Annotated in this window: 18 protein-coding genes and 2 pseudogenes; 3 read left to right on the top strand and 17 right to left on the bottom strand. The window is 66.9% G+C overall.

Annotation, left to right across the window (positions count from 1 at the left end):
* The coding region (locus AC07CM_RS48235; RefSeq protein ID WP_478882940.1) for a DUF6262 family protein at window positions 1-487 on the top strand (487 nt) is incomplete at its 5' end.
* Between the two features lie 73 nt (window positions 488-560).
* On the opposite strand, the pseudogene AC07CM_RS48230 reads toward AC07CM_RS48235, so the two are convergent.
* The 7 genes and pseudogenes from AC07CM_RS48230 to AC07CM_RS48200 all read right to left on the bottom strand — a co-directional run.
* Window positions 561-893 (bottom strand): annotated as a pseudogene (locus AC07CM_RS48230) (ATP-binding protein); the annotation flags it as partial.
* On the bottom strand, window positions 890-2,308 hold the full coding sequence (gene istA, locus AC07CM_RS48225; RefSeq protein ID WP_478882939.1) for an IS21 family transposase: 1,419 nt from the start codon (window positions 2,306-2,308) through the stop codon (window positions 890-892). The gene istA and the pseudogene AC07CM_RS48230, both read right to left, overlap by 4 nt.
* A gap of 60 nt (window positions 2,309-2,368) precedes the next feature.
* Entirely contained in the window at window positions 2,369-2,851 is a 483-nt protein-coding gene (locus AC07CM_RS48220) for a hypothetical protein (RefSeq protein WP_478882938.1), read from the bottom strand.
* 723 nt (window positions 2,852-3,574) lie between these two features.
* Complete coding sequence (locus AC07CM_RS48215) at window positions 3,575-5,533, bottom strand: zinc ribbon domain-containing protein (protein ID WP_478882937.1); 1,959 nt, start codon at window positions 5,531-5,533, stop codon at window positions 3,575-3,577.
* Window positions 5,530-5,817, bottom strand: a complete 288-nt coding sequence (locus tag AC07CM_RS48210) for an IS607 family transposase (RefSeq protein ID WP_478882942.1) — start codon at window positions 5,815-5,817, stop codon at window positions 5,530-5,532. The genes AC07CM_RS48215 and AC07CM_RS48210 overlap by 4 nt, the downstream gene beginning before the upstream one ends.
* Window positions 5,818-5,843: 26 nt before the next feature.
* Window positions 5,844-6,155: an excisionase family DNA-binding protein gene (locus tag AC07CM_RS48205; RefSeq protein WP_478882936.1), complete on the bottom strand. Its 312-nt coding sequence runs from the start codon at window positions 6,153-6,155 to the stop codon at window positions 5,844-5,846.
* A 73-nt stretch (window positions 6,156-6,228) separates the two neighbouring features.
* Window positions 6,229-7,299, bottom strand: a complete 1,071-nt coding sequence (locus AC07CM_RS48200; protein ID WP_478882935.1) for a C45 family autoproteolytic acyltransferase/hydolase — start codon at window positions 7,297-7,299, stop codon at window positions 6,229-6,231.
* A gap of 1,117 nt (window positions 7,300-8,416) precedes the next feature.
* Between AC07CM_RS48200 and AC07CM_RS48195 the strand changes: the two genes are divergently transcribed.
* Window positions 8,417-9,742 carry an aspartate aminotransferase family protein gene (locus tag AC07CM_RS48195; protein WP_478882934.1) on the top strand — a complete coding sequence of 442 codons (1,326 nt, stop codon included), beginning with the start codon at window positions 8,417-8,419 and terminating at the stop codon, window positions 9,740-9,742.
* Window positions 9,743-10,568: 826 nt separating this feature from the next.
* On the opposite strand, the gene AC07CM_RS48190 is transcribed toward AC07CM_RS48195, so the two are convergent.
* The 3 genes from AC07CM_RS48190 to AC07CM_RS48180 form a co-directional block, all read right to left on the bottom strand.
* A complete protein-coding gene (locus tag AC07CM_RS48190) occupies window positions 10,569-11,072 on the bottom strand; it encodes a GNAT family N-acetyltransferase (protein WP_478882933.1) in 504 nt (167 codons plus the stop codon).
* A 1,944-nt stretch (window positions 11,073-13,016) separates the two neighbouring features.
* Window positions 13,017-13,403 carry a DUF6009 family protein gene (locus tag AC07CM_RS48185; protein ID WP_478882932.1) on the bottom strand — a complete coding sequence of 129 codons (387 nt, stop codon included), beginning with the start codon at window positions 13,401-13,403 and terminating at the stop codon, window positions 13,017-13,019.
* Between the two features lie 142 nt (window positions 13,404-13,545).
* A complete protein-coding gene (locus tag AC07CM_RS48180) occupies window positions 13,546-15,102 on the bottom strand; it encodes a DNA primase family protein (RefSeq protein ID WP_478882931.1) in 1,557 nt (518 codons plus the stop codon).
* A gap of 976 nt (window positions 15,103-16,078) precedes the next feature.
* Here AC07CM_RS48180 and AC07CM_RS48175 point away from each other — a divergent pair.
* Window positions 16,079-16,279, top strand: a pseudogene (locus tag AC07CM_RS48175) (hypothetical protein); the annotation flags it as partial.
* A 46-nt stretch (window positions 16,280-16,325) separates the two neighbouring features.
* Here AC07CM_RS48175 and AC07CM_RS48170 read toward each other — a convergent pair.
* The 7 genes from AC07CM_RS48170 to AC07CM_RS48140 all read right to left on the bottom strand — a co-directional run bounded on the left by AC07CM_RS48170 (window position 16,326) and on the right by AC07CM_RS48140 (window position 20,650).
* Complete coding sequence (locus AC07CM_RS48170) at window positions 16,326-16,529, bottom strand: ATP-binding cassette domain-containing protein (protein WP_478882941.1); 204 nt, start codon at window positions 16,527-16,529, stop codon at window positions 16,326-16,328.
* Between the two features lie 27 nt (window positions 16,530-16,556).
* Window positions 16,557-16,679: a hypothetical protein gene (locus AC07CM_RS48165; protein ID WP_478882930.1), complete on the bottom strand. Its 123-nt coding sequence runs from the start codon at window positions 16,677-16,679 to the stop codon at window positions 16,557-16,559.
* 194 nt (window positions 16,680-16,873) lie between these two features.
* On the bottom strand, window positions 16,874-17,326 hold the full coding sequence (locus AC07CM_RS48160; protein ID WP_478882929.1) for an NUDIX hydrolase: 453 nt from the start codon (window positions 17,324-17,326) through the stop codon (window positions 16,874-16,876).
* A complete protein-coding gene (locus AC07CM_RS48155; protein WP_478882928.1) occupies window positions 17,323-17,955 on the bottom strand; it encodes a hypothetical protein in 633 nt (210 codons plus the stop codon). The genes AC07CM_RS48160 and AC07CM_RS48155 overlap by 4 nt, the downstream gene beginning before the upstream one ends.
* The gene (gene istB / locus AC07CM_RS48150; RefSeq protein ID WP_478882927.1) at window positions 17,945-18,754 is read right to left on the bottom strand and encodes an IS21-like element helper ATPase IstB; all 810 of its coding nucleotides are present in this window, start codon (window positions 18,752-18,754) and stop codon (window positions 17,945-17,947) included. Before istB ends, AC07CM_RS48155 begins: the two co-directional genes overlap by 11 nt.
* Complete coding sequence (locus AC07CM_RS48145) at window positions 18,751-20,112, bottom strand: IS21/IS408/IS1162 family transposase (protein WP_478882926.1); 1,362 nt, start codon at window positions 20,110-20,112, stop codon at window positions 18,751-18,753. The genes istB and AC07CM_RS48145 overlap by 4 nt, the downstream gene beginning before the upstream one ends.
* 274 nt (window positions 20,113-20,386) lie before the next feature.
* Complete coding sequence (locus AC07CM_RS48140; RefSeq protein WP_478882925.1) at window positions 20,387-20,650, bottom strand: hypothetical protein; 264 nt, start codon at window positions 20,648-20,650, stop codon at window positions 20,387-20,389.
* Window positions 20,651-21,120 lie beyond the last annotated feature (470 nt).

Genomic DNA, 21,120 nt, shown 5'->3' with positions numbered 1-21,120 from the left:
CGCTCAGTCTCGACCTCGACCGCCACCGAAGGACTCGGCCATGACCGACGCCCGCACCAAGCGCACTCAAACCCTCACAGCCGCCGCGAAGGCGAAGTCTCAGGCCAAGACGAAGAGCGCGGAGAAGGCGATTCGCACCCTGGTCAAGCGCGGAGAGCCGATCACCTTCCAGGCCGTTCAGCGCGAGGCTGGCGTCTCCCACGCGTTCCTCTACAACCACCCTGACCTGCGCAGACGCATCGAACAACTTCGATCCCAAGCCCGGCCGGTCCCTGCACCGACACCGACCGCCGACGAGCAGAGCACCCTCGTCCTCGCGCTCACCAGCCAAATCACCCGGCTGAAGAAGCAGCACCGAGAAGAAGTACAGGCCCTGCGGGACGCGCTGGAACAGGCCCACGGCGAGAACCTCGACCTCCGACGCGAACTCGCCCGCCGCGGCGGAGAAACCACACCGACAAAAGCCCGAGTCATCGGCCCCTGCTAACCACGTCACATCAATCGAAGAACCACCCTGAGCTGCGACGACATGCTCAGATCACGATCGAACCGGCGATAACGGGCGGACCCAGCAGGGCGGCGTTTGCCTTGCCGTCGACGAAGGAGAGGCTGGCGAGGTCTTTGACCTTGCGCGGGTCGAGCTCGGGCTGGAACGAGAAGTCGTACTCGTCCAGCGTCTTGTGGTGCGGCAGCTTGGACAGCCGCAGGCCCTGGCGGAAGCGGCGGTCGTCGCGGACGGCCAGTTCCTCGGACAGGACCAGGTCGAGGAAGTCGAGGTAGCCCATCTTCGCCTCGTCGGCCCGGCGGGTGTACTCGTTGATGGTTTCCGCGAGGTGGGGCAGGCCGAGCTTGCCGGCCGTGGTGCGGATGCGGTTGCCGGTCAGCTCGCTCAAGACGACTCCTTCGTCGGGAAGTTGGTGGTGAAGGGCCGGGTGCCGGTCAGTTCGTCATAGACCGACAGCGGCCGCCTCCCGACCTCGATCTGGGTTGCGGCGGACCGGTTCAACAGGGCCTGCAACGGGCCGATGCGACCGGACGTCGACGGCTCGCTCCGCGGTGGTGGCGGCTCGTCGCCGGTCGTGGTGCGGCGGTTCTTGCCGGTCGGCAGGCCGTCCCAGTGCTCTTCCTGCTTGACAACCACGCCGCGGCCGACCGCTCGCGGGTGGCTGGACAGCAGGGTCTCGCCGTTGGCATCGGGAACGGTCGTGTGCAGCATGACCTGGGACTTCGTCGCCCTGATCTCGACCAGCTGACGCGGGCGGACCTTGCGGGCAGGCACTGAGTAGAGGTTTCCGCCGAACGCGACCAGGCAGTCCTTGCCGACCGGCCGCAGATGCCGCTCGGCCACCAGATAGGGCGACGGCGGCAACGGCTTGAGGGCGGCGTGGTCCCGGGCGGCCCGGTGCCCGATGACCTCGTGGTGGGTGGCGTGGGTGCGGGCGCGTCGCTGCGGCACCCATGCCATGAAGGCGGCATCCAGCTCCTCGAGCGAGGAGAACGCCCGCCCGGACAGCACGTGATCACGCACGATCAACACCTGGCGTTCGACCCGCCCCTTCCCGGTGGGCCGGTAAGCGGCCAGTACGTCGATGTCGAAGTCGTAGTGGCCGGCGAAGCCAACCGCTTCCGGATGCAGGGGCACCGCCTCGCCCGGGGCGACGTGCCGGCGCACGACGGTCTTGGTCCGGTCGTAGACGATCGACATCGGCACCCCGCCGAAGTGCGCAAATGCCCGCCGGTGGCAGTCGAAGAAGGTCTGCATGTCCTGGCTCGTGGTGAAGCAGCAGAACGGGTCGCGCGAGTACGACAGAACCATATGGAACGAGTAGACCTTCGGGATTCCCAGATGGGCAAGGATCTTGCCTTCATCCCCCCAGTCCACCTGGGCCTGGGCCCCGGGAACCACCTCGAAGCGGCGGTGCATACCCGCCAACTCCCTCGGCTCGATCCCCAGTTCACCCGCGATCCGCGGCCGGGCCTCCTGCAGATAGAGCTTGACCCGCTGGTAGTTGATCGTCGAGCCGTACTCCTTGACCAGACGCTCGTGCACCACGGCGCCCTTGATGAGGATCTCTGCCCGCAGCATCGCGTCGATCAACGGCGCAACCTCGTCGACCGCCTTCTTGCGGGGCCGGCCGTTCGACGTCCGTCTCGGCGGCACCGACGCCGCCGTGCTCGACAGATACTTGCGGACCGTCTTGCGGTCCAGTCCGGTCTCCCTGGCCACCTCGGTCAGACTGACCGCTCCTGACTCGACCAGAGCACGGAACCGCCGCAGTTCCAGCCAGCGCTGCGGGTCCAAAACCACCGCGCCACCGCCCTCCGCCACCCCTCACCGGACAAGCAGCAGAGTGCCGGGCACCACGATTCACCGCACCATCAAGCGTCCCTTTTCACTCGTACGCGACCGGGGACGATCGTGTGTACGCCGACACGCCTTGGCGCGCACCCGCTCAACCCCGGCGGCGGAGGTCTCCCAGCCCAGCCGGGCGGCGATCTGGCGGCAGTTCAGCGGCCCGGCCCCCTCCCGCGCCTCCTCCTCGAGCGCGCCGATGATCCGCTGGTCGTCCGGGGCCAGCACCGCGGGCTCCACTCCGGGCCGCCGTTCGGGCACGATCGTGCCCGGCGCCGCGGCAGCAGCCGCTTGTGCGCCCTCCGACGGCGGATCATCGTCCGCGCGGGCCTCGGCCAGCGCCGCCGCGAACTCCTCCTTCGCGATCACGGCCCGCTCGCAGGCCCGCTCGGCCTCGGCGAGCGCAACAGCGGCGCGCTCCGCCTCCTCGCGGCACTCCTCCAGGCGCTGACGCGCGGTCAGCTCCCGGTCTTCCAGCAGCCCCATGGGCGACGGCATCCGGTCCTCCACCAGCGCGGCGACACGACGCCGTCATTCCTGCCACCCGCCCACCGGCAGCATGCCTGACCTGCAGAAATCAAGCGATCACGTCTGGATTGATAACGGCCTCTTACATTGCCTGCTTGCCCATATGGCACGGCATGGGTACGCACGATCGCATGATCAAGCACCGTCCCAGCGGCGACTCAGCGCAGTAGTGGGCGCCCGGTTCGTTGAGGCGCCCTGGCTAAGCAGTCGGCGTCGCAGGGATTGTGCGCGGAAATGCCAGCGGAGTGCTCCACTGCTCGGCTGGCCCCGCAGCCGCGCTCTGGGGCAGCCCCCTTACCGAGAGCGACTCGGAGATCACCGCCAGCGCCCCGCATGACGGGCCGATCGGCAGGTGGACCATGGGGCCAGTACACGCCGATCAGCTCGGCAACTGCCCGAAACCTCGGCCTGCTCGAGCGCCTGAGGCGCCGCACGAGCTGCGCGGAACCGCACCGAGCATTCCAAAACGGCGCAAAAGTCAAGAGCTCGCCGACATGCTTGACTCCCCGTGGAAAGTGAAAAAGCACAGGGCACACGGGCCTGCGTGATCTTCACACGTTTCACCCCCGTGCGATCGTCGCCCCCCTTTTGGGCACGCCTCACGATCACTCGCGAGTCAGCCGCGAGCCCAAGCTGGCGTGCCGGGGTCAAAGGCGGTGTCGCCGGATCGGGATCGTGCTGAAGCGTCGCTAGTCAGCTAAGCGATCCCATGCGAACCGTAGGGTTCGGTGTGGGTTCTGCCCATCTTGGTGGGGCTGCGTGGGCGTGGAGGTGGAATCCCGCGCCCAGTGCTGCTCCGTGTGGCCGGTGTCGGCGTTTGGTGGGTGTGCTGATCGTGGTCACGTTCTGGTGCCGGTGGGCTGCGCGGGGTAGCCGGGTCCGGTCCGTTGGTGCGTGTCCCTCCGGACGCTGGCCGGCACGGCGCGAAGGACGTGCTGGGGAGGGAACCTCACGTCGCCTGGGCGTGAGGCGGTTGGTTCGCGGCCGGGTGGGACCGGTTTTCGACCGGTCCGTTCGGCTGGTGTTCGGGGTGGCGGTGATGACGGCCTTTGTCTCCATCGTGTCCACCACGGTGCGGATCACCATCGTGGAAGTGGCGCGGTCGGTGACGGTCTTGGCCTGGTGGGTGAGGCCGCGTGCGGCGATACGCCGCCAGGCACCGTGGTCGCGGTCGCCCTGCCAACCACACTCCCGGTTGGGACAGATGGCCCACTTCCAGCCCGGCGTGGTGGGCCGGTCGGGTGCTTTGCGGTGTCGCAGGGGGGTGAGGCAGTGGGGGCAGTGCTTGGAGGTGTTGCGTGCAGGCACGGTGACCACGGCGATGCCGCATTCGGCGGCGAGGTGCCGCATGCGATCGGCGATCCGTCCGCGCACCGTCTGGGACATGCGGGTGTTGTGGGTGCGGCCCATGCCGCCGGCTTCCATCGACCGCAGGTCTTCCAGATAGACGACCGTGGCCTGGGCAGCGACGGCTTGGTCCACGGCCCAGCGTGCGGCAGCCCAGGCCAGGGCGGCGTTGAGGTTCGAGCGGCGATGTGACTCGCGCCGGATCTCCTCGGCCAGAACTCCCGCCTTGGCCTTCACCGCCGGATCGGTGAGCCGGGTGTAGTGGTCGGTCTTGGCGTGCAGCCGCTCGGACTGCCGCCGAAGCCGGTACTGCTTGGCGAGCACACCGGCAGCCCGGAACTGAGCGCCCGCCCCGAGGGCGGTGATCTGGCCGCCCTCGTGTATCCGGGCCGCGCCCGCGCTGAGGAGCGTGTTCAGTCCCCAGTCCACGCCCAAGGCCACGGTGTGGCCGGTGCGCTGGGCCTTGGGCACGGCGTGGGTGTAGGCGAGGTCAGCCCGCACCTTCCCGCCCGCGATGCGCAGGGTGGGCAGGTGGATCACGGCGTTCGCCGGAACCGTGGGCGGCAACGTGATCAGGCAGGCCACCCACGTGAAGTCCGCGTACTTCTGCGGGTCGGGCCGAGTGGGGAGCTGTAATCGCAGCAGCACCCGTTGCCCGTCGTCGGATCGTTCGACGGTGGCCTGCTGCCCGTCGCACGCTGCGAGCAGCAGCATCTTGGCCACACGGGGTGTTGGCTCCAGCTCGAACAGGTGGGCAGGCAGACGCCCGTGGTTGCGCTCGAAGGTGGCGATCTGGCGCGTGCGGGATCGGATGATGCTGGACGGCAGATACTCACCGCCAGGGATAGCGGCCCGCGCCCGATCCCACTCCTGCGGCGTGCGCCTCTTCGGATCGCAAGGCCACGCGGCCAGAACCCCAGCCGTCACGTCGGCGCGCCACTTCACCGACCGCAGTGCACGACCAGCCATCTCCTGGGCCATGCGCACGATCCGGTCGTTCACCTTCGCGCCGGAGGTGACCGTCCATCCCAGGCGGCGCAGCGCCATCCACGCATGCGACGGCAGCTTGCGGCCCCCGGCATCCTCCCCGGAGGCCAAAATGTTCACGTCCGCGGTGTTCCAGTGGGCGGCCAGCAGCGTGCTCGTCATGTCCGCCACCAGGTCGGCGCACCAGCCCACGCGTTCGGCCAGAGCGGCACCGGTGAGGACTTCGCCGCTCTTCTCGTCCACGCACGACCGGATCAGGGTGCGGGCGCAGGCGGTGCGGGAGATCTCGCCGTCGGCGAGCGGCAGCTTCCGGCTCACGCGACCATTCCCTTATCACTGCACTGGCCGGACTCGGCCAGCAGCCGTTTGCGGTTCTCCGCGCTACGCATCCCGTACAAGCGGCCCGCGAACGCCGTCACCACAGAGACGAAGTCTTCGAGGAGTTCGTCCCGGCCGCCGAGCTTCTTCGGGTGCAGCACCTCCACGGTGACCCCGAACACGGCGAACAGCCGCTTGAGCCAGCCCACACCGAATCGGGCCAGCCGGTCCTCATGCGTGACACGCACCACCGTCACCGAGCCGTCCGACACCATCGCCAACACCCGGTTCAAACCGGGCCGGTTCTCCCTCAACCCGAACCACGATCCCGGACGACCTCGACGATCTCCCCCGAGGCGGTGGCCCGCAGCTCGGCCTCCTGGGCCTCCAAAGAGACCTCCTGCCCGGACGAGCCGGACACACGCACATACAGCAACTCCAGACGCCCACGCGCAGTTGAAGAGTCACTGCCGCGCTTCACGCTCTCCACATCCACCGAGGAGAACCGGCGCTCACGCCCGACCCACGTAAACGGGATCCTGCCGTCCAACGCCCACCGACGCAACGTCATCGGATGTATCCCGAGACGCTGCGCAGCCTTGGACATCCGCAGCAACTCCATGCACACAACTATACGTGCCCAACACCAGGGATAACTAATGAAGTTGGTGAGCCTGACCCAGGGCATCTACTAATTACGGATAGAGCAGGTGCTCTTCGAACTCGTGCGCATCTGGTGGGCCGGCGGTGACGGCGACCGCTCGGCGCTCGAGGTCGATCACAATGGCGGTCACGGTTTCGAAGCCCGCCGGGTCAGCAGGGTTGGCTTTGACGCAGAGCAGGGGGTCCGCAAGGCACTCATGGATGTGCTTGCGGTCGACGGTGGCGTTGCGGCGCAGCAGCCGGTCCAACCGTGGACCGCGGTACATGGTGCTGGACCACAGCCGTATCGCGTCGGACTCGATATCCAGCTGTGCGAAGTGGTTGGCGTGGGCGAGAATGCCGTCGGTCGGTAGCAGGCAGGCCGCTCTGTCCGGACCAGCTTCGACGTCGACGATCTCGTCGAGGTGATGGCCGATCATGAAGTTCATCGAGACCGTCCGGTGGCTGCCGGTCACGGCCTTGATCGCGTGGTCAAGGCTGGCCGCGCTGAGGATGTCACGCACGCGCAGTCGAAACGGCCGCTGGTAAGGGTAGTGCGAGTCGCCAGTCGCCGTGAGTGCGTTGATGACGACGCCGATCCCGTATTCATTGACGCCCTGCTGCGTGGCCGCCGCGGTGCCGGCCTCGGCATGACCGATGAAGTCTGGCCGACCGTCTCGGTGCACTCGCGCCACGTACGTGTGCACGCCGGGCATCCAGTCCCAGTTCTGCCCGAGCACGGGGCCACCAGACTCTCTGCGTTCGGCAAGCAGACCAAAGGAGGTGCACCCGTCAACGCCGAGGGTCTGGCGGCCATGCCGTTTCATCATGCCGATGATCAACTCGTAGCGGACGTTCAGCATCACGGCCTCGGCAAGCGGGCGGCGAGCTCCCTCGGCGATCCCCTCGATCTCCGCGCTGAACTCTGGGTCCTGGCGCCGCAAGTGGGGCAGCCAACACACGGCCTGCTCAAGGAGGTCATCCGTGTCCAGGCCAAGGCGCTGGAACACGTCGAGATACAGCGCGATGTTGCTCTCGACGTCGGCGCGCAGCGCTTCACCCTGCTGCCTGCCACGCACCCGCGGATCATCAGCCAGTTCGAGGAAAGGAACAGTCATCGTCATCCCTAGATGGGTGAGGAGGGCAAGTTGTGGCCACATCGGCGCAAGCAGCCATGGCTTTTCCGCCCGGTCACATTCGAGAGATCGCCTCCCCGCTCCACGGACGCGCCAGGGTGGAGGCGAAGCGCCTTTGAGACCGGCACACCTCGCGTGACGGATGTTACGCTCAAGTCAATATATACGCAAGATGGAAACAGCTATTTCATGACCGTTCCCCCGCAGAGCCGGACAGGCACCGACCACCAACCCGGCACCCCGGAGACCTGCACCTGACTGCAGCCCCCTCCAGCAGCAGCGCTTCAGGTCAGCCGGAGTCCCGGTACCTAACCTTCGCTTGCCGAAGGTCACGGCCGACACCAACGGCGACGCGGGCCGCACCCCGCACGGTAAGTCCTCGATCACGACTTCAACAGCTTCGCGCCAGGCCAGCGGCCGGGAATCACGCAAGAAGGGACAGTCCGCACACGTTCAACAGGGACGTACATCCGAGTCGACCTACCCCGGTGCGCACACTCCCGAGCTTTGCCTCCACCTCGGAGCGCAGGTGACTCGGGACGTCTCCTCGCCCTGTGTGATTGGCCCATCAAGCTGCCCGGCGCAGGCAAGCGAAATATGCATTACACTCTTGCGCGCTCATCTACATAAAAGTAATGTACGTTACTCGAAGTGCGATCCACTTCGCACGAGCGGCGGAAGGTGACCGCTCAATCAAGGGCTACCCCTGGAGCCGCTCACACGGCAGGGGCTTCCGTCGAAGACGTCACCTGTCGCTCTCGCTTTCCACGTCTGAGAGGCACAACGGCGATCCGGCTGGCCAACAGCCACAACCGAACGCTTTGACTGCTGCGAAGTTCGGCCTTGACTGAGTCAGCCTAGACGGCCTCCGTCCGCACGAGTGGCACAGCCATACCGACCCGACGCACTCACCCACGATGCCCCTCGCGTGGTCCTGCTAGTAGTCCAGCAGGACACCCGCTGTGCTCGCCCTGGTAGAGCCAACCCCAGCGAGGTGGGTAGACGGACAAGGACTGAGGGACAGCATCAAACCGTAAGCCCTCCTCGCTCGGCGAAGAGCTCAGGCAACAAGCTGACAGCGAGGCAAACGAGAGGGAGTTGGTCCATGACTGACGCGCCCACCCTGGCGGAACGCGATGCCAACGCTATTGCGGGCGTCGAAAAGCTGCGCTTCTTCCCGCTTGAAGTCGTCGCAGGAGACGGCTGCTGGCTCATCGAGCCCGGAGGCCGACGCCTGCTGGACCTCAGCGCGACCTGGACCGCCAGCGGACTCGGCCACGGCCACCCTGCACTCACGGATGCGATCGCCCAGGCAGCACGCCGTCCCGGCGGCGCCGGCATCCTGTCCGCGATACACCCGGAGTCCGTGGGACTCGCCGAGGATCTCCTTGCCCTCGTACCCGGCTCAGGCGAGCGCCGCGTCTACCTCGGACACGCCGGCTCCGACGCCTGCGACGTGGTACTGCGCGCCTGCAGGCACGCCACCGGCCACTCCCGCATCGTCGCCTTCGAGCACGGCTACCACGGCGGCGTCGGCATAGCGATGGGCGTCTCCGGAGTGCACGTCGACGCCGGCGCCCAGCCGGACGCAGCCGCAGCATTCGTGCCCTACCCCGACCCTTACCGGCCGCATACCGGGGACCCGACCACAGTGGCCCGCTCATCGCTGGCGGCAGTCGAGCGCCAGCTCGCTGCAGGTGATGTCGCCTGCGTGATCGTCGAAGCAATCCAGTCGGATGGCGGCCTCGTCATTCCTCCGGACGGTTTCCTCACAGACCTACACGCGCTGTGTCGGCGTTACGGCGTGCTGCTCATCTGCGACGAGGTGAAAGTCGGCCTGGGGCGGACAGGGCTCCTACATGCCTTCGACCACGAGGACATCACGCCGGACGTCGTGACGTTCGGCAAGACCCTCGGCGGTGGCCTGCCATTGTCTGCAGCAGTCGGGCCCGCAGACGTCCTCGACGGGCCGACTGCGTCAGCCCTCCTCACCACAGCCGGAAATCCCGTCTGTACCGCCGCCGGGCGTGCTGTGCTCCGCACCCTCCTTGAGGAGAAGATCCCCGACGCAGCGGCAGCACGGGGAGCACAGCTCCTCGCCCTGCTGCGCGCATACGCCGACAGCGACAGACCGGGCGCCGCCTTCATCGGGCAGGTACGCGGCCGTGGCCTATCGATCGGCATCGACCTCGTGACGGACCAGACTAAGCGGACCCGCGCAACCGACCTGGCCCGCAAGGTCGTCTACCGCGCCTGGCAACTGGGCGCGGTGGTGTACTACGTAGGCGAGAACGTCATCGAGGTAACGCCGCCTATGGTGATCTCACAGCGCGAGGTGGAACTCGCCGCTGAGCTGCTGACCAGCGCCATCGATGACGCCGTCGCTGGCGTGGTCACGGACGAGATGGTGGCCCCGTATGCCGGATGGTGAGCCGGCGTTTGACGAACAGCACTGGCCGCGTCGGCCACCACGTCCACGGTGCGTTCCGCGTCGACATCGATCAGCGTTTCAGGCAACCGAGCAACGAAGGCCCTCCAGAGCATGCCGAACTGGACGACCCCGTTGGAGCCCCAAGCCAGTTCGCACTCCACCAGTGATGCAGTCCCCCGGTCCGCCCGCTGACGAGCGCATGCGCGCTGGTCGATGAGACGCCCACCTGCTCACCACGCCGAGATCCGGGTCCTTGCGTCGGGCGGCCACCGAACACCCGGTGCAAGGACCCGCACAGCTCCCGACGGTAGGAGCGAGAAGAACGCCGCCAAGGCCGGGATGCTCATCGCCCTCGGGCGGGCAGGTGCCGTTCAGCCCGGCCGGGAACCCGCGCGGACACACTCACCGGATGGCCCCGAGGTGGAGAGTGACCCGCCACCCCAGCCATCAGGGTTTGAGCGCGCAGACCGGCGGGTGGATGGGACCATTGCGCCGCACGCCGAGAAAAGTGCCCGCCCCAGCTGGTACTAGACCCGATGTAACGAACGGCAGCGCACAGCTTGAGGAGCCAGCACGCGACCGCCAAACGAGGGGCCGTCTTGGCAGGGGAACGGCGCCGTTCAGGGCGTCACTGGCCACTGTCACACACCAGCAGTGAGAGCCCTCGGATCGGCACGGCTGACGAACTGAAGCCCACCAAAGTCTTCGACGCTGAGCGACCCGCCACGAGCTCGTCAGCACGGAGTTGTTGGCCCGCTCCCCGCAGAACCAAGCTGCCGCGGACACGTGACGTGCAACGCCCAGGCGGGACAACCAGATCCTGTCCTTACGTCAGCGGCCCAACCCGGTAGAGCGCCTCGTCGTAGGGACCGTCCGGGAAGAACTGGCCGGGAAACAGAACATGATGCTCGATCTGTGCACAGCGGGCCACAGCAAATCGTTTCACAACAGGCTCGCTTCTGGCCGACGCCAACATCTCCAAGAACTTTGCGCCAGACTTGATTTGCTGCTCCACGGCATAGTCGAACATCCTGAACCCGAGGTCGGGAATACTGTGCTGCGGCTTGGTCGCTTCCTGCGAGATTACATACGTGTCGGGATGATCAGGGCGACGGTAGCCGGTCAGGAACCCGATGATTTCCCCACCGATAGTGGCCACGACACAGGCTTGGGCGAAGTCGCGAAACCACATTCTGTAGTAGGAGGCGCTGTTGGCGTCAACTGCCTCGTCATTGCTGGCAACCTCCCACACCGTATGACCGTCGTCAGGCGTCGGAACACGGAACGCGACCTGCTTCGGTTCATCGCCCTTGATTTCACTGCTCGTCATATGTCTGGGCTCCTCCTCGGATCATACGGACATGAGAGGGGGACGTGAGGGGGCAAGGGATCAACCCGCCTGGCGGCAATCGCCACTCCCTTCGGTCACAGCACAAGCGGCTTTACGGCTTCACCCCTCGGCTCGAAGGCACCGCACCTCCGCCCTCACTGGCCCGTGCGCTGTCACCGAGCCAGGCCCGCCGCAGCCCTAGGGTGACCCTCTTCGCATGTGCCGGCGCATACCGCTGCGGCACCGCCAAGTCGCGCCTCCGAGCGCGACCTCATGCTCCTCAAAGTCGTCACATTTCAGCCTCACCCAAACCAAGGCATTGTGTTACGACTATAACAATCATGCTGGCTCATGCTGCAAGAGCACAAAGAGCCGGCCATAGGCGGCCAGCTTCAGGCTAGGGTTCAAGCAGTCTGGATCGGCGTACGCGGGGCCCCGGCCGGCGCACCGTGCCTACGCTGGCTGGGTGTCGACGGGGACCGCCCAGTCCTGGTGCAGGCGAGTCGACGGTCGGTTCCAGCGCCTGGTCGGCCACCCCTCCTGAGGGCGCAGCCGACCGGTGTCCCGCTCGTCGCGGAGTACATGACCACAATCGGCAGCCCCAAAGCTATGGCCAGGCGGGACTGCGGGTCGTCACCAGCCGCTGTTGCTTTCCTCGCCGGATGCCGGCCATCTGGTACTGCAGGAAGTCCCTCAAGGCCGGCTGGCTGTGACTGCTCCATCCCCACCATGGCCAGGGACCGGCCCACGAGCTGGCACCTGGCCGAAGACATGTGCTCAACCACCCCGGGCGCCGCACCCGACCGCCCGAGCCCGCGCCCATCGCGTTCGTCGGACGTGGTATCGAATTAGTCCAGTGGCCTAATAACTTTCATCAGCGCCATCGTCACGTCCCGGCGCTGCGGTGGATCATCCAAGTCCGAACGCTCCCTGGACGGGCGGCGGACAGGGCAGTACCGGTTCCTGCGGCCTGCTCAGCGCAGCCGTGCCGCCCACGTGTCGGTGATCTGTGATGGTTTCCAGCCGCGCCAAGTCCCGGTCCAGGTGACGTCGCAGCCCGCGAGCCGGCTTCCTGGCGTTTAGCGGCGTCCTCGGCAGGGCCTGGGGCCGCTTCCACCGCTGCTCGCCTGCCTCCGGCCACCCCCGTCAGCTCCTGGTCCAGCTTGAGGTGACCCTCCCTACGCGAAATCACCCTGGAGCTCGTCTAGTAGGGCCCGTGTGGCCGCCACCAGCTCGGCGTCAAGGTGCACAGCCTCTTCCGCGCCCTCAGGTGCGAGACCACGGACCCGCTGCCGTTGCTCGGCATCACCTATGTCCGCATACAGGGGCATGAACGCCAAGCCCGACGCAACACCCTCTCGCGGGGTGCCCACCAGCTCCTACGCGACTGTCCAGTTCTCGTGCTGCGCTTACATCATCGAGACCCCGACGCCAAGCCGAGCTACTGCGCCGTCAAATGGTGAGGCCGAAGCGGCTACTCGCCCCTTCCCGATCTACCCTCCACTCTGTTATGAATAGAACCTGCACGGCGAGTCTGGCGGGTCATGTAATATGTGTTCCATCCTGGGGGTGCCAGGATGTTAGTGCGAAGCGGCGGTCCCGATGTACAGGAGCGAGTCAGGACGAGCGACCCGCCTCTTGCACTGCGGTCATCCGGGGGAAAGTCGGCGTTTCCTTGATGACCGGTGTCGCCCCGCCGTCACGTGAGTGTGTCCACTGGCCCGTCAGTCCCGTCAAACATGCACGGGCTCCGCAGCGGCTCTGAGCGATTTGAGCCCGTGCCGGGAATCATGCAGGTCAGACGTATCACACACCTCGTACACGGGACTAACGGGACTGAGATGTCGGCATGGAGGTCGGGCGGGACTGGATGCTGTCTGCCTCGTGCGTGACTTTGGTACGTCAGTCCCGTCAGGCCCGGGGGACGCTGCGATGAAGTACGGGCTACCGGCCGGCTTGGGCTACCTCTGCGGCTTGGCCCTGCTGCGAGCGCGGCGTTTTGGCGCCGACCCTTCCCGCCTCGATGGTGCGCGGGTCCACCGCTTCGCTGGGGGCGCCTACTCCGTAGGGGCCTGCTGGCTGCTTGTCGCGGTCGTGGGGTAGGAGGAAGAACGTGCGCCGGGCGAAGAGACCGCTGTCGGGATCGCTTTCAGCACTGGGCTTGAGGTTGGTGTAGCCAATGAGGCGGCCGTCACGCTCGTAGCGGGGCTTGCCCTTACGGGTGGGTACCTTGTCCAGGGCCTGCCGGACATAGTCGAGGTCTTCGGGGTCTTCCACCCAGACTACTTCGGCTTCATCGGTGAGCTGTCTGTCTTGCAGCATCGAGCTCATGGCCGCAGACCCTCCTTCTTGTGGGCCGGCCTCTGGCCGGATCGTGCGGCGCGTCCACCGCTGGTCGTCTCTTCTGGTCGGGGTTTCCGGTACTTATCGTAAGAGCCCTGAGCACGCTGGCTACCAGGCTTCGTCCGGAACCTCATTCGTCCGGCTCCGTCCCTGCATCGGCGAGGAGCGCCAGGCCGGGGTACAGCTTGCGATCGTTGTTCTTGATCATCTCAGCAGGTGAGGAAAGGCCGAGTTCCTGACGGATGCGGCTGGCGAAGGCACGGGAGGTGGCTGGGCGGATCCCTTCGTCCGAGCACCAGCGGCCGTAGGTCTCGTAGAGCAGCTTCTGCTCCACGCGCAACTCGGGATTCAGCTGGCCGCTCTCGCCCTTGGTGCACCGCTCGGTGATGAACCGGCCGATGTGGTCCTCGGTCTTCTCGTAGGCCTCCGTGGCCAGCCGTACAGAAGAGGGCCCGTTGAGCGGATCCCTGGTAGCGAGGTATCGGCGGGCACCCTCGATGAGCCAGTGCAGGATTCCGGGGCCCTCGTCGCGGACGAGCTCCTGAGCGAGGTTGTCGATTTTGAGTTCGTCGGGGACTTTCCGCTCGAAGGGGATAATCCTCATGCGGCGCCAGAAAGCGTAGCCACCTGTGCCGACTTCGGGCCGGTGGTTCCCCAGCAGCCAGAGCTTGTGGGTGGGGGTGAAGGTGAAGAAGTCCTGTCGCATGCGGCGGGCCGTGATGCTGTCACCGCCGGTGAGGAGCTTGACCCGGGCCTCGTTGAACTTGTCGTTCGGCTTGAGCTCAGAGCACACGACGATGCGCCGACCGTGCAGTTCGGTCAGTTCTGTGCTGTGTTCGGTGAATTTCCCCTTCTCCATCAAAAAGCCGGGAGGTGCAGCGTTGGCGTAGTCGCCCAAGATCTGCATCATCACCTCGAGCAGCACGGACTTACCGTTGGCTCCTGCCCCGTAGAGGAAGGGCAGGACCTGGGCACCCACGTCACCGGTGATGGAGTAGCCAAGCAGCAGGTGCAGGAACGCAACTGTCTCGCGGCCCTTGTCGTCTTCGCCGAATGTGTCGCGCAGGAAGCTGCGCCATCTGGGCAGAGGTATGCCTTCCGGCCCGACCGTTGTGGCACGTGAGTGCATGTCAGACAGCGGGTCCGGCTTGCGTAGCTCACCGGTTCTTAGATCGACAACGCCTCCGGGCGTGCACAGGGTGTACATGTCCCCGTCGAGGGAGTCCGGGTCGAGACTGAGCCCGGGCGCTGCCTGTGCCTGCAGTAGCAGGGCCTTCATGCCGGAGGTGGACTGGGTGCGACGCCGGTGAGTGGCCACCTCACGGTCGCTGAAGACTCCGTGCGGATCGGTACGCGGCATCTGCTCGGCCATGTCGCCGGCTGCCCACATCGCACCTTTTTCACCGCCGGTGCGCTTCCACCGGTACTGGTCCCAGCTGTACCAGCCCAGTCCCTCTACGTGCCGGAATCGATCGCTGTACAGGCGTGCGAAGAGCTTTGCGTTGCCTCGATCGGTCAGTTCCTGAGGCAATAGGGCTGCCGTAGGCGCGACTCGGTGGGTCGCCTCGTTTCGTGCTTGGGCAGGCAGCAGTGTCTCGTTGCTGGGTAGGCCGAGATCAAGGCTTGTCTGGCGCATCTGGTCTGCAGCAGCCGCGGCGTCGAGGCCGCTGGGTTCGGCCCCGCTCATGAGCATCCTTGGGAGTGGCATGGGCGCCGGATGCCGACGGAGCGGACAGAAACAGCGTGCATGGCGTTGCGGCGCTCTTCGACGCTGTACCCGCAGCGGGCAGTGTCTCGAGGTCCCGTAGGGACTGGCGTGCGTGTCGCAACCTGCCCGGGCACTAAAAGATCCTTGTCTGGTTTTCTCTGGCGCGTGAACCGACGCGGTCGCCGTGTCCCGTCATGCCGCCACCCCGCTAGACGGGACTGACGGGACTGAGGTTTCCGCATGCGGTTCAGAGGCTAGCGCACACCCCGCCAAGCTGGCACCCATGGCGTCCGTGTGTCGGAAGTTCAGTCCCGTCAGTCCCAGCGATCAGACACCACACGCTTACAGCTCCTTCGGTCCCGCTTCAGTCCCGCAGATAAAAATGCAGGTCAGACAGTAAATCCCCATCGCTACGGGACTGACGGGACTCAAGGTCCTACATGTGAGCTCTACACCATGGGTGATAGACCAGAAATTCTTACGCGCGCATGCCCGCGCACACGATCGACATAACCTCCAAGTTGAGTCCCGTCAGTCCCGTGCAGGACCAAAGAACCCTCTGACCAGGTGTTTCATTCCGGGACTGAAGCGGGACTCTTACAGACCCTCAGTCCCGCCCACCACCACCTCACTCGAAGACCGCAGCAACCAGTGCGACCCTCCACAACAGGCCCTCCGGCCGCCTACGGCGCCGGTCATCGAGGTGCCAAGCATTGAAACTGGCCATGCATCAGGCTGCCTGTGGCGAAGCCACAAGCACTGAGGATGCGTGGCTGGGCTGAGGGGATGGCTGGGGTACACACGCGCGCCTACACGGTCGGCGCACCCTATCGCCGTGGCTGACTTTCGAGGGCTGAGCTCACAACGGGGTAGCGAAGCGCGAGCCGATCTGTTGACGGAGAGCGACCGCAAACCGGCAAGCAAGCCAGAACCAGGGCGCCGCTTCCGCCGACTGCTGGAACAGTACGAGGTCCGCCGCTACGTAGGCTGGAACCGGCACATCACTCTGACCATGCTCGCACACGCCTTCCTGGCACCCATGACGCACCAGGGCCGGGTAAAAAGGGGGCCGCGCCGGTGGGACAGCCGGGGCTGGCAGCTCTTCATCTCCGACCGCCGCACCTTCCTGGCCGCCGAGGACGACACCACGCCCTGAGCTGGTCGAACTGGCGCCGACGATGCCAGGCGGTCGCCCGCCGCTGTCACTTACCTGCGGCGCTGTCGCACGATCGAGGGACGGCCTGCCAAAGGTCACCCCTGACCACTGCTCCGGCCTGTGCGCAGAAGCCGTGGGCGGAGACGACTTCGTCGCACACGAGCAGGTCGGGCTGTGCGGCCAGAGTGAGAGCGATACAGACTCGCTGGCGCTGTCCGCCGGAGAGCTGTGCTTGATAGTGGGTGGTCAGTGCCTCGGACAGTCCGACTGGACGACTTCAGCGGCTGAGATCGAAAACGCGGATACCGCGACGCTCGTATACTTTCGGGGCCACCGTGGCGACCAGGGCATCCGCACCCCACTCGGGCAGATGCCCGGCCGCATGGATCGCGGCACCCACGCCAACGCCATCCCAGTGTAGTTGAGCCACTTCGAGCACCGCCGGGTAGTGATGAGGACGGTCGAAATTGGCCAGGGGTGCTGTTCGCCTCAGTTCGTCTGCTGCTCAACGAAGTGGGGATGCTGGGGAGCGACGAGCGACATGCCGAGGGCCCGGCGACCGTCAGGTCGCCGGGCCCTGGTGATTGGTGAGGGTCAGCCGGGGGCGGCTGCGTAGTAGGTGTGGAGGAGCGGATTGATCCCGGGGATCAGGTCGCTGACGGTGATGTTGTCGATCCAGCGGTGCGGGAGGTGGCCGCTTCGGCAGATGCTGTCCGGCTGGCCGGTGCTGACCGCGAAGACGAAGGTGCGGGTGCCGGAGTCGTCGGCGTCGATGATGCCGAGGAAGCCGGTGATCTCGGCGTCCGAGTAGCCGAAGGACTGCGCCAGGATGCGGTGCAGGCCCTCGGGGACGGTCTCTCCGGGCAGCACCGGGCCGGATGGAAGCCGCCAGGTTCGGGGTGTGTCCAGGTCTGGGAGATCGGCGTGGACCAGCAGGAACCTTCCGTGCTGCTCGATCAGCGCGGCAGCGGCGAGGTCGGTGAGGCCGTCGCTGTGGCTGCGGGTGACCAGCTCGTCGACCTGGTGGAGCATGGACAGGTCGGTCATGGGGTCCTCCGCAGCGGGACGACGTCGGTGCGGTGGTGAGGCATCGTCGGCCGGGCCGCCTCGGGGGTGGCCAGCAGGGCGACGATGGTGATCGGCTGCTGGCAGTGCGGGCAGTCGCGGGTCGCGGTCGGCTCCAGTGGGTCACGGACCCCGGCGGATTGGCGGGAGGCCGGGCGAGGCGCCGGTGGAGGGGGAAGCTCGATCCGGGCCGGCAACGCGGCTGGCGGTGCTTGGCCGAGGCGACGGGCTCGTTCCTCGTCCAGGGCCTGGTCGCGGCGGTGCTCGGCTTCGCGACGGCAGACGGCCGAGCAGTAGATGGTGCGAACCGTGCGTTGGACCTGGAAGGGGTTCTCGCAGACGGGGCAGGTCCGGGTCTCCGTCTTGGCCTCGCGGGAGGCAGTGCGGCACTCGGGCGAGCAGAAGATGCGCTTCGGGCTGAGGGTGGTGGTGAACTCCTGGCCGCACTGGGGGCAGATCCGCTGGGTGGGCAGGTGCGAGCGGGCTTTCTCACGGCAGGTGGGCGAGCAGTACTTGCGTCGGCTGGCCACGGAGTCGACCGTGAAGCCGGCCTGGCATTCGGGGCAGGTCCGCGCCAACTCCGCGCTGGTGGGGTCGAGTTCAGGAGACACGGGCGTTCACTCCCTGGCGAAGGCTGTCGGCGTGGTTCTGGTGGTGGCGGAGCCGGTAGGAGGGGCCGTCGATGCCGACCACCGCGGCCCGGTGCAGGAGCCGGTCCAGCATCGCCGCGGCGACGGTGGCGTCGCCGAAGGCCGAGGCCCAGTCCGCGATGCCGACGTTGGTGCTCAAGATCGTGCTCGACTTCAGATACCTCTGGTTGATCACCTGGAACAGCGCCGAGGCGCCGTCCTCGGGCAGCGGGAGGTAGCCAAGCTCATCAATGATCAAGAGCCGTGGACCTGCGAAGAAACGCATGCAGGTCTTCCATCGGCCCTCCAGTGCGGCCTTGTGGCACTTGGCCGCGAGTTCCGCCGCGGTGGTGAAGTAGACGCGGTGGCCGGCCTCGACCGCCGCTCTGCCGAGCGCGACCGACAGCATGGTCTTGCCGACCCCGGGCGGTCCGACGAACAGCACGTTCGAGGCGTCGTCCAGGAAGCGCAGGGTGACCAGGTCCCGGATCAGCTTCTCGTCGACGCCGGGCTGGGCCGAGAAGTCGAAATCAGACAAGGTCCAGGGCTCCGGCAGGCAGGCGAACCGGTCACGGGCCGCGAGGCGGCGGGCCTCGGTCGCCTCGACCTCGATCTCCAGCAGCCGCTCCAGCGTGGCCGTCATCGACAGGTTCTCGGTGCGGGCCTGGTCCAGCACCCTGGGCAGGGCCTCGAACGCGTCGTTCAGCTTCAGGTAGGACAGGTGGGCCCGCAGCTGCGAGTAGCGGCGCGCTTCACTCATCTGCGTCGGTGATGTGCTCACTCGCCGGGTTCCTCCTCGGATCTCGGAGCGGTCCGCAGCCGGTCGGCCACGGCGGCATAGGTGTCGAGGTTGATCACGACCCGCTCGGCGGCCGAACTGGCGCCGGCGGTCTGGCCTCGCAGCCGCTCGGCCTCAGCGAGTGCCTCGGGCGACAGCGGGCGGCGGGTCTTGGTCTTGCACGGGGCCCGGTCACTGACCTGCGCGAGTACCGCCCGCTCCAGCGCGATCACATGACCCGCGTCGCGGACCGTCCGTCCGGCCCCGCGCGGCGTGAGCCGGTGCCGGGCGACGACGGCCTTCCCCGCCGTGGCAATGTGCAGGTAGCCCTCGCCGAGCCGCTGCCGGACGGTGACCTGCATCCCCGGCATCCCGGGCGGGACCGAGTAGAGGTTGCCCTCGAAGGACACCAGGGCCTGCGGGCTGACCGTCCGCACGACCTCCAGCTCGGCCGGGAACGGCAGTGTGGGCAAGTCCAACAGTGGCTCTGCGGCGGCGAGTTCGGCCACCGTCACCTTGACCCCGTCGACACTGCGGCGGCGCTCGTCCATCCGGACGGCGAGCTTGTCGACGCCGGACTGGGCCTGCTCGACGCTGAGACCGTCGGGGACCGTGCGCCACCAGCGTTGCGCCGCACTGTGGTTGGCCTTCTCCACCACGCCCTTGCGGTTGCCCCGCCGCGGCGGGCAGATCGCCACCTGGACCCCATAGAACTTCGCGACCCCCGCGAACGCCGGGGTGACCTGGCCGCTGGAGGGATAGCAGACGGTCGCCATCCGGTCGAAGCGCCACTGCCTCGCGCTCCCGCCGAGCCTGCGCAGCACGGCGTCGAGGGCTTGGACCAGGTGGGGGAAGTCCTCTGACTCCGCCAGCACCGCCCGCCACCGGCCCGAATGTGCGAGCGCCCCGACCAGCAGGTGCGCGTGTCCGCCGATGCCCCAGCCTGTGGGCGGATCGGGCAGCTCGACCCAGTCGAACTGGACCTCCTCGCCCGGCGGGTGCTCGATCACCGCGCGGTCCCGGCCCTGCGACGCATGGCAGGGCTCGCAGTGCGGCCGGACCTCGTAGCGGCGAAGCGCCCCCGTGAACGTCGAATAGGCGCCGCGGTAGCCGAGTTGGACCACCTCGTCGAACAGGGTGGATGCCCACAAGTGCGGATCGTCCGCCAGGCGTTGACGGCAGTAGTCCAGGAAGGGAACGAACGCGTCTGGAGCCTGGCGGCGCTGCTGCGGGACGCGCTCGCCGTTCAGATAGGCACGGATCGTCTTGCGGTCGCGTCCCAGGTGTCTGGCGATCGCGGAGATCGTCCAGCCCTGGCGACGCAGCGCGTGCGCGTCCACGTCTTCCTCCCACGTGAGCACCCAGCCTCCCGAAGAGGCCCGACCCGTTGCCCACGCAGGCTTGCCGTCGCACCCACCACCCATCCCGACACGCCGACCAAGATCACACGAAGGGTGGGGAGATCAACTCAGCAGGTTTGCCCCACCCCTCAGCACCAGGTGGGGATTTTCAAATAGCGCCATCACAGGCGGGTATCGGTTTCGAAATGAGCCCGGTGGATGAGCGCGGAGACCTGGCGGCTGCTGCCCGCGAGCGCCACCAGCGTTGGTGCATCGAGAATGAGATGGTGCAAGATCACCCGGCCGCGCCCTGCGTCCGGGCGAACGCCTCACGGAGCCTGCGACCCATGGCCGCGCTCTCCTCGTCGGACACCTCGACGCCAAAGTGCTCACCCAGGTAGGCACGAGTCTGCTCGGCCCGCTCACGACGCTCTTCCTCGGTCAGCGTGGACTCCGCAAACTCCTGCACCAAAGAGCGGATCGACGTTCCCCGGGATTCGGCGATCACGGCGAGACGGTCACGGACTTCGGCAGGCACACGAATCATCGCGTCAGACATTCTCACAGTACACACCCATGTATACGCACCTTGAGCGTCTCTGATCAGCTAAGCGAACCTATGCGAACCATGGGGTTCGACGCGGGTTCTGCCCATCTTGGTGGGGCTGCGTGAGCGTGGAGGTGGAATCCCGCGCCCAGTGCTGCTCCGTGTGGCCGGTGTCGGCGTTTGGTGGGTGTGCTGATCGTGGTCACGCTCTGGTGCCGGTGGGCTGCGCGGGGTAGCCGGGTCCGGTCCGTTGGTGCGTGTCCCTCCGGACGCTGGCCGGCACGGCGCGAAGGACGTGCTGGGGAGGGAACCTCACGTCGCCTGGGCGTGAGGCGGTTGGTTCGCGGCCGGGTGGGACCGGTCTTCGACCGGTTGGTCCGGCTGGTTTTCGGGGTGGTGGTGATGACGGCCTTTGTCTCCATCGCGTCCACCACGGTGCGGATCACCATGCTGCCGGTGGCGCGGTCGGTGACGGTCTTGGT

It is taken from the genome of Streptomyces sp. NPDC044061 (assembly GCF_056434305.1).
The sequence above is the reverse complement of the archived record's forward strand: the minus strand, read 5'-3'. Positions and strand labels throughout refer to the sequence as shown.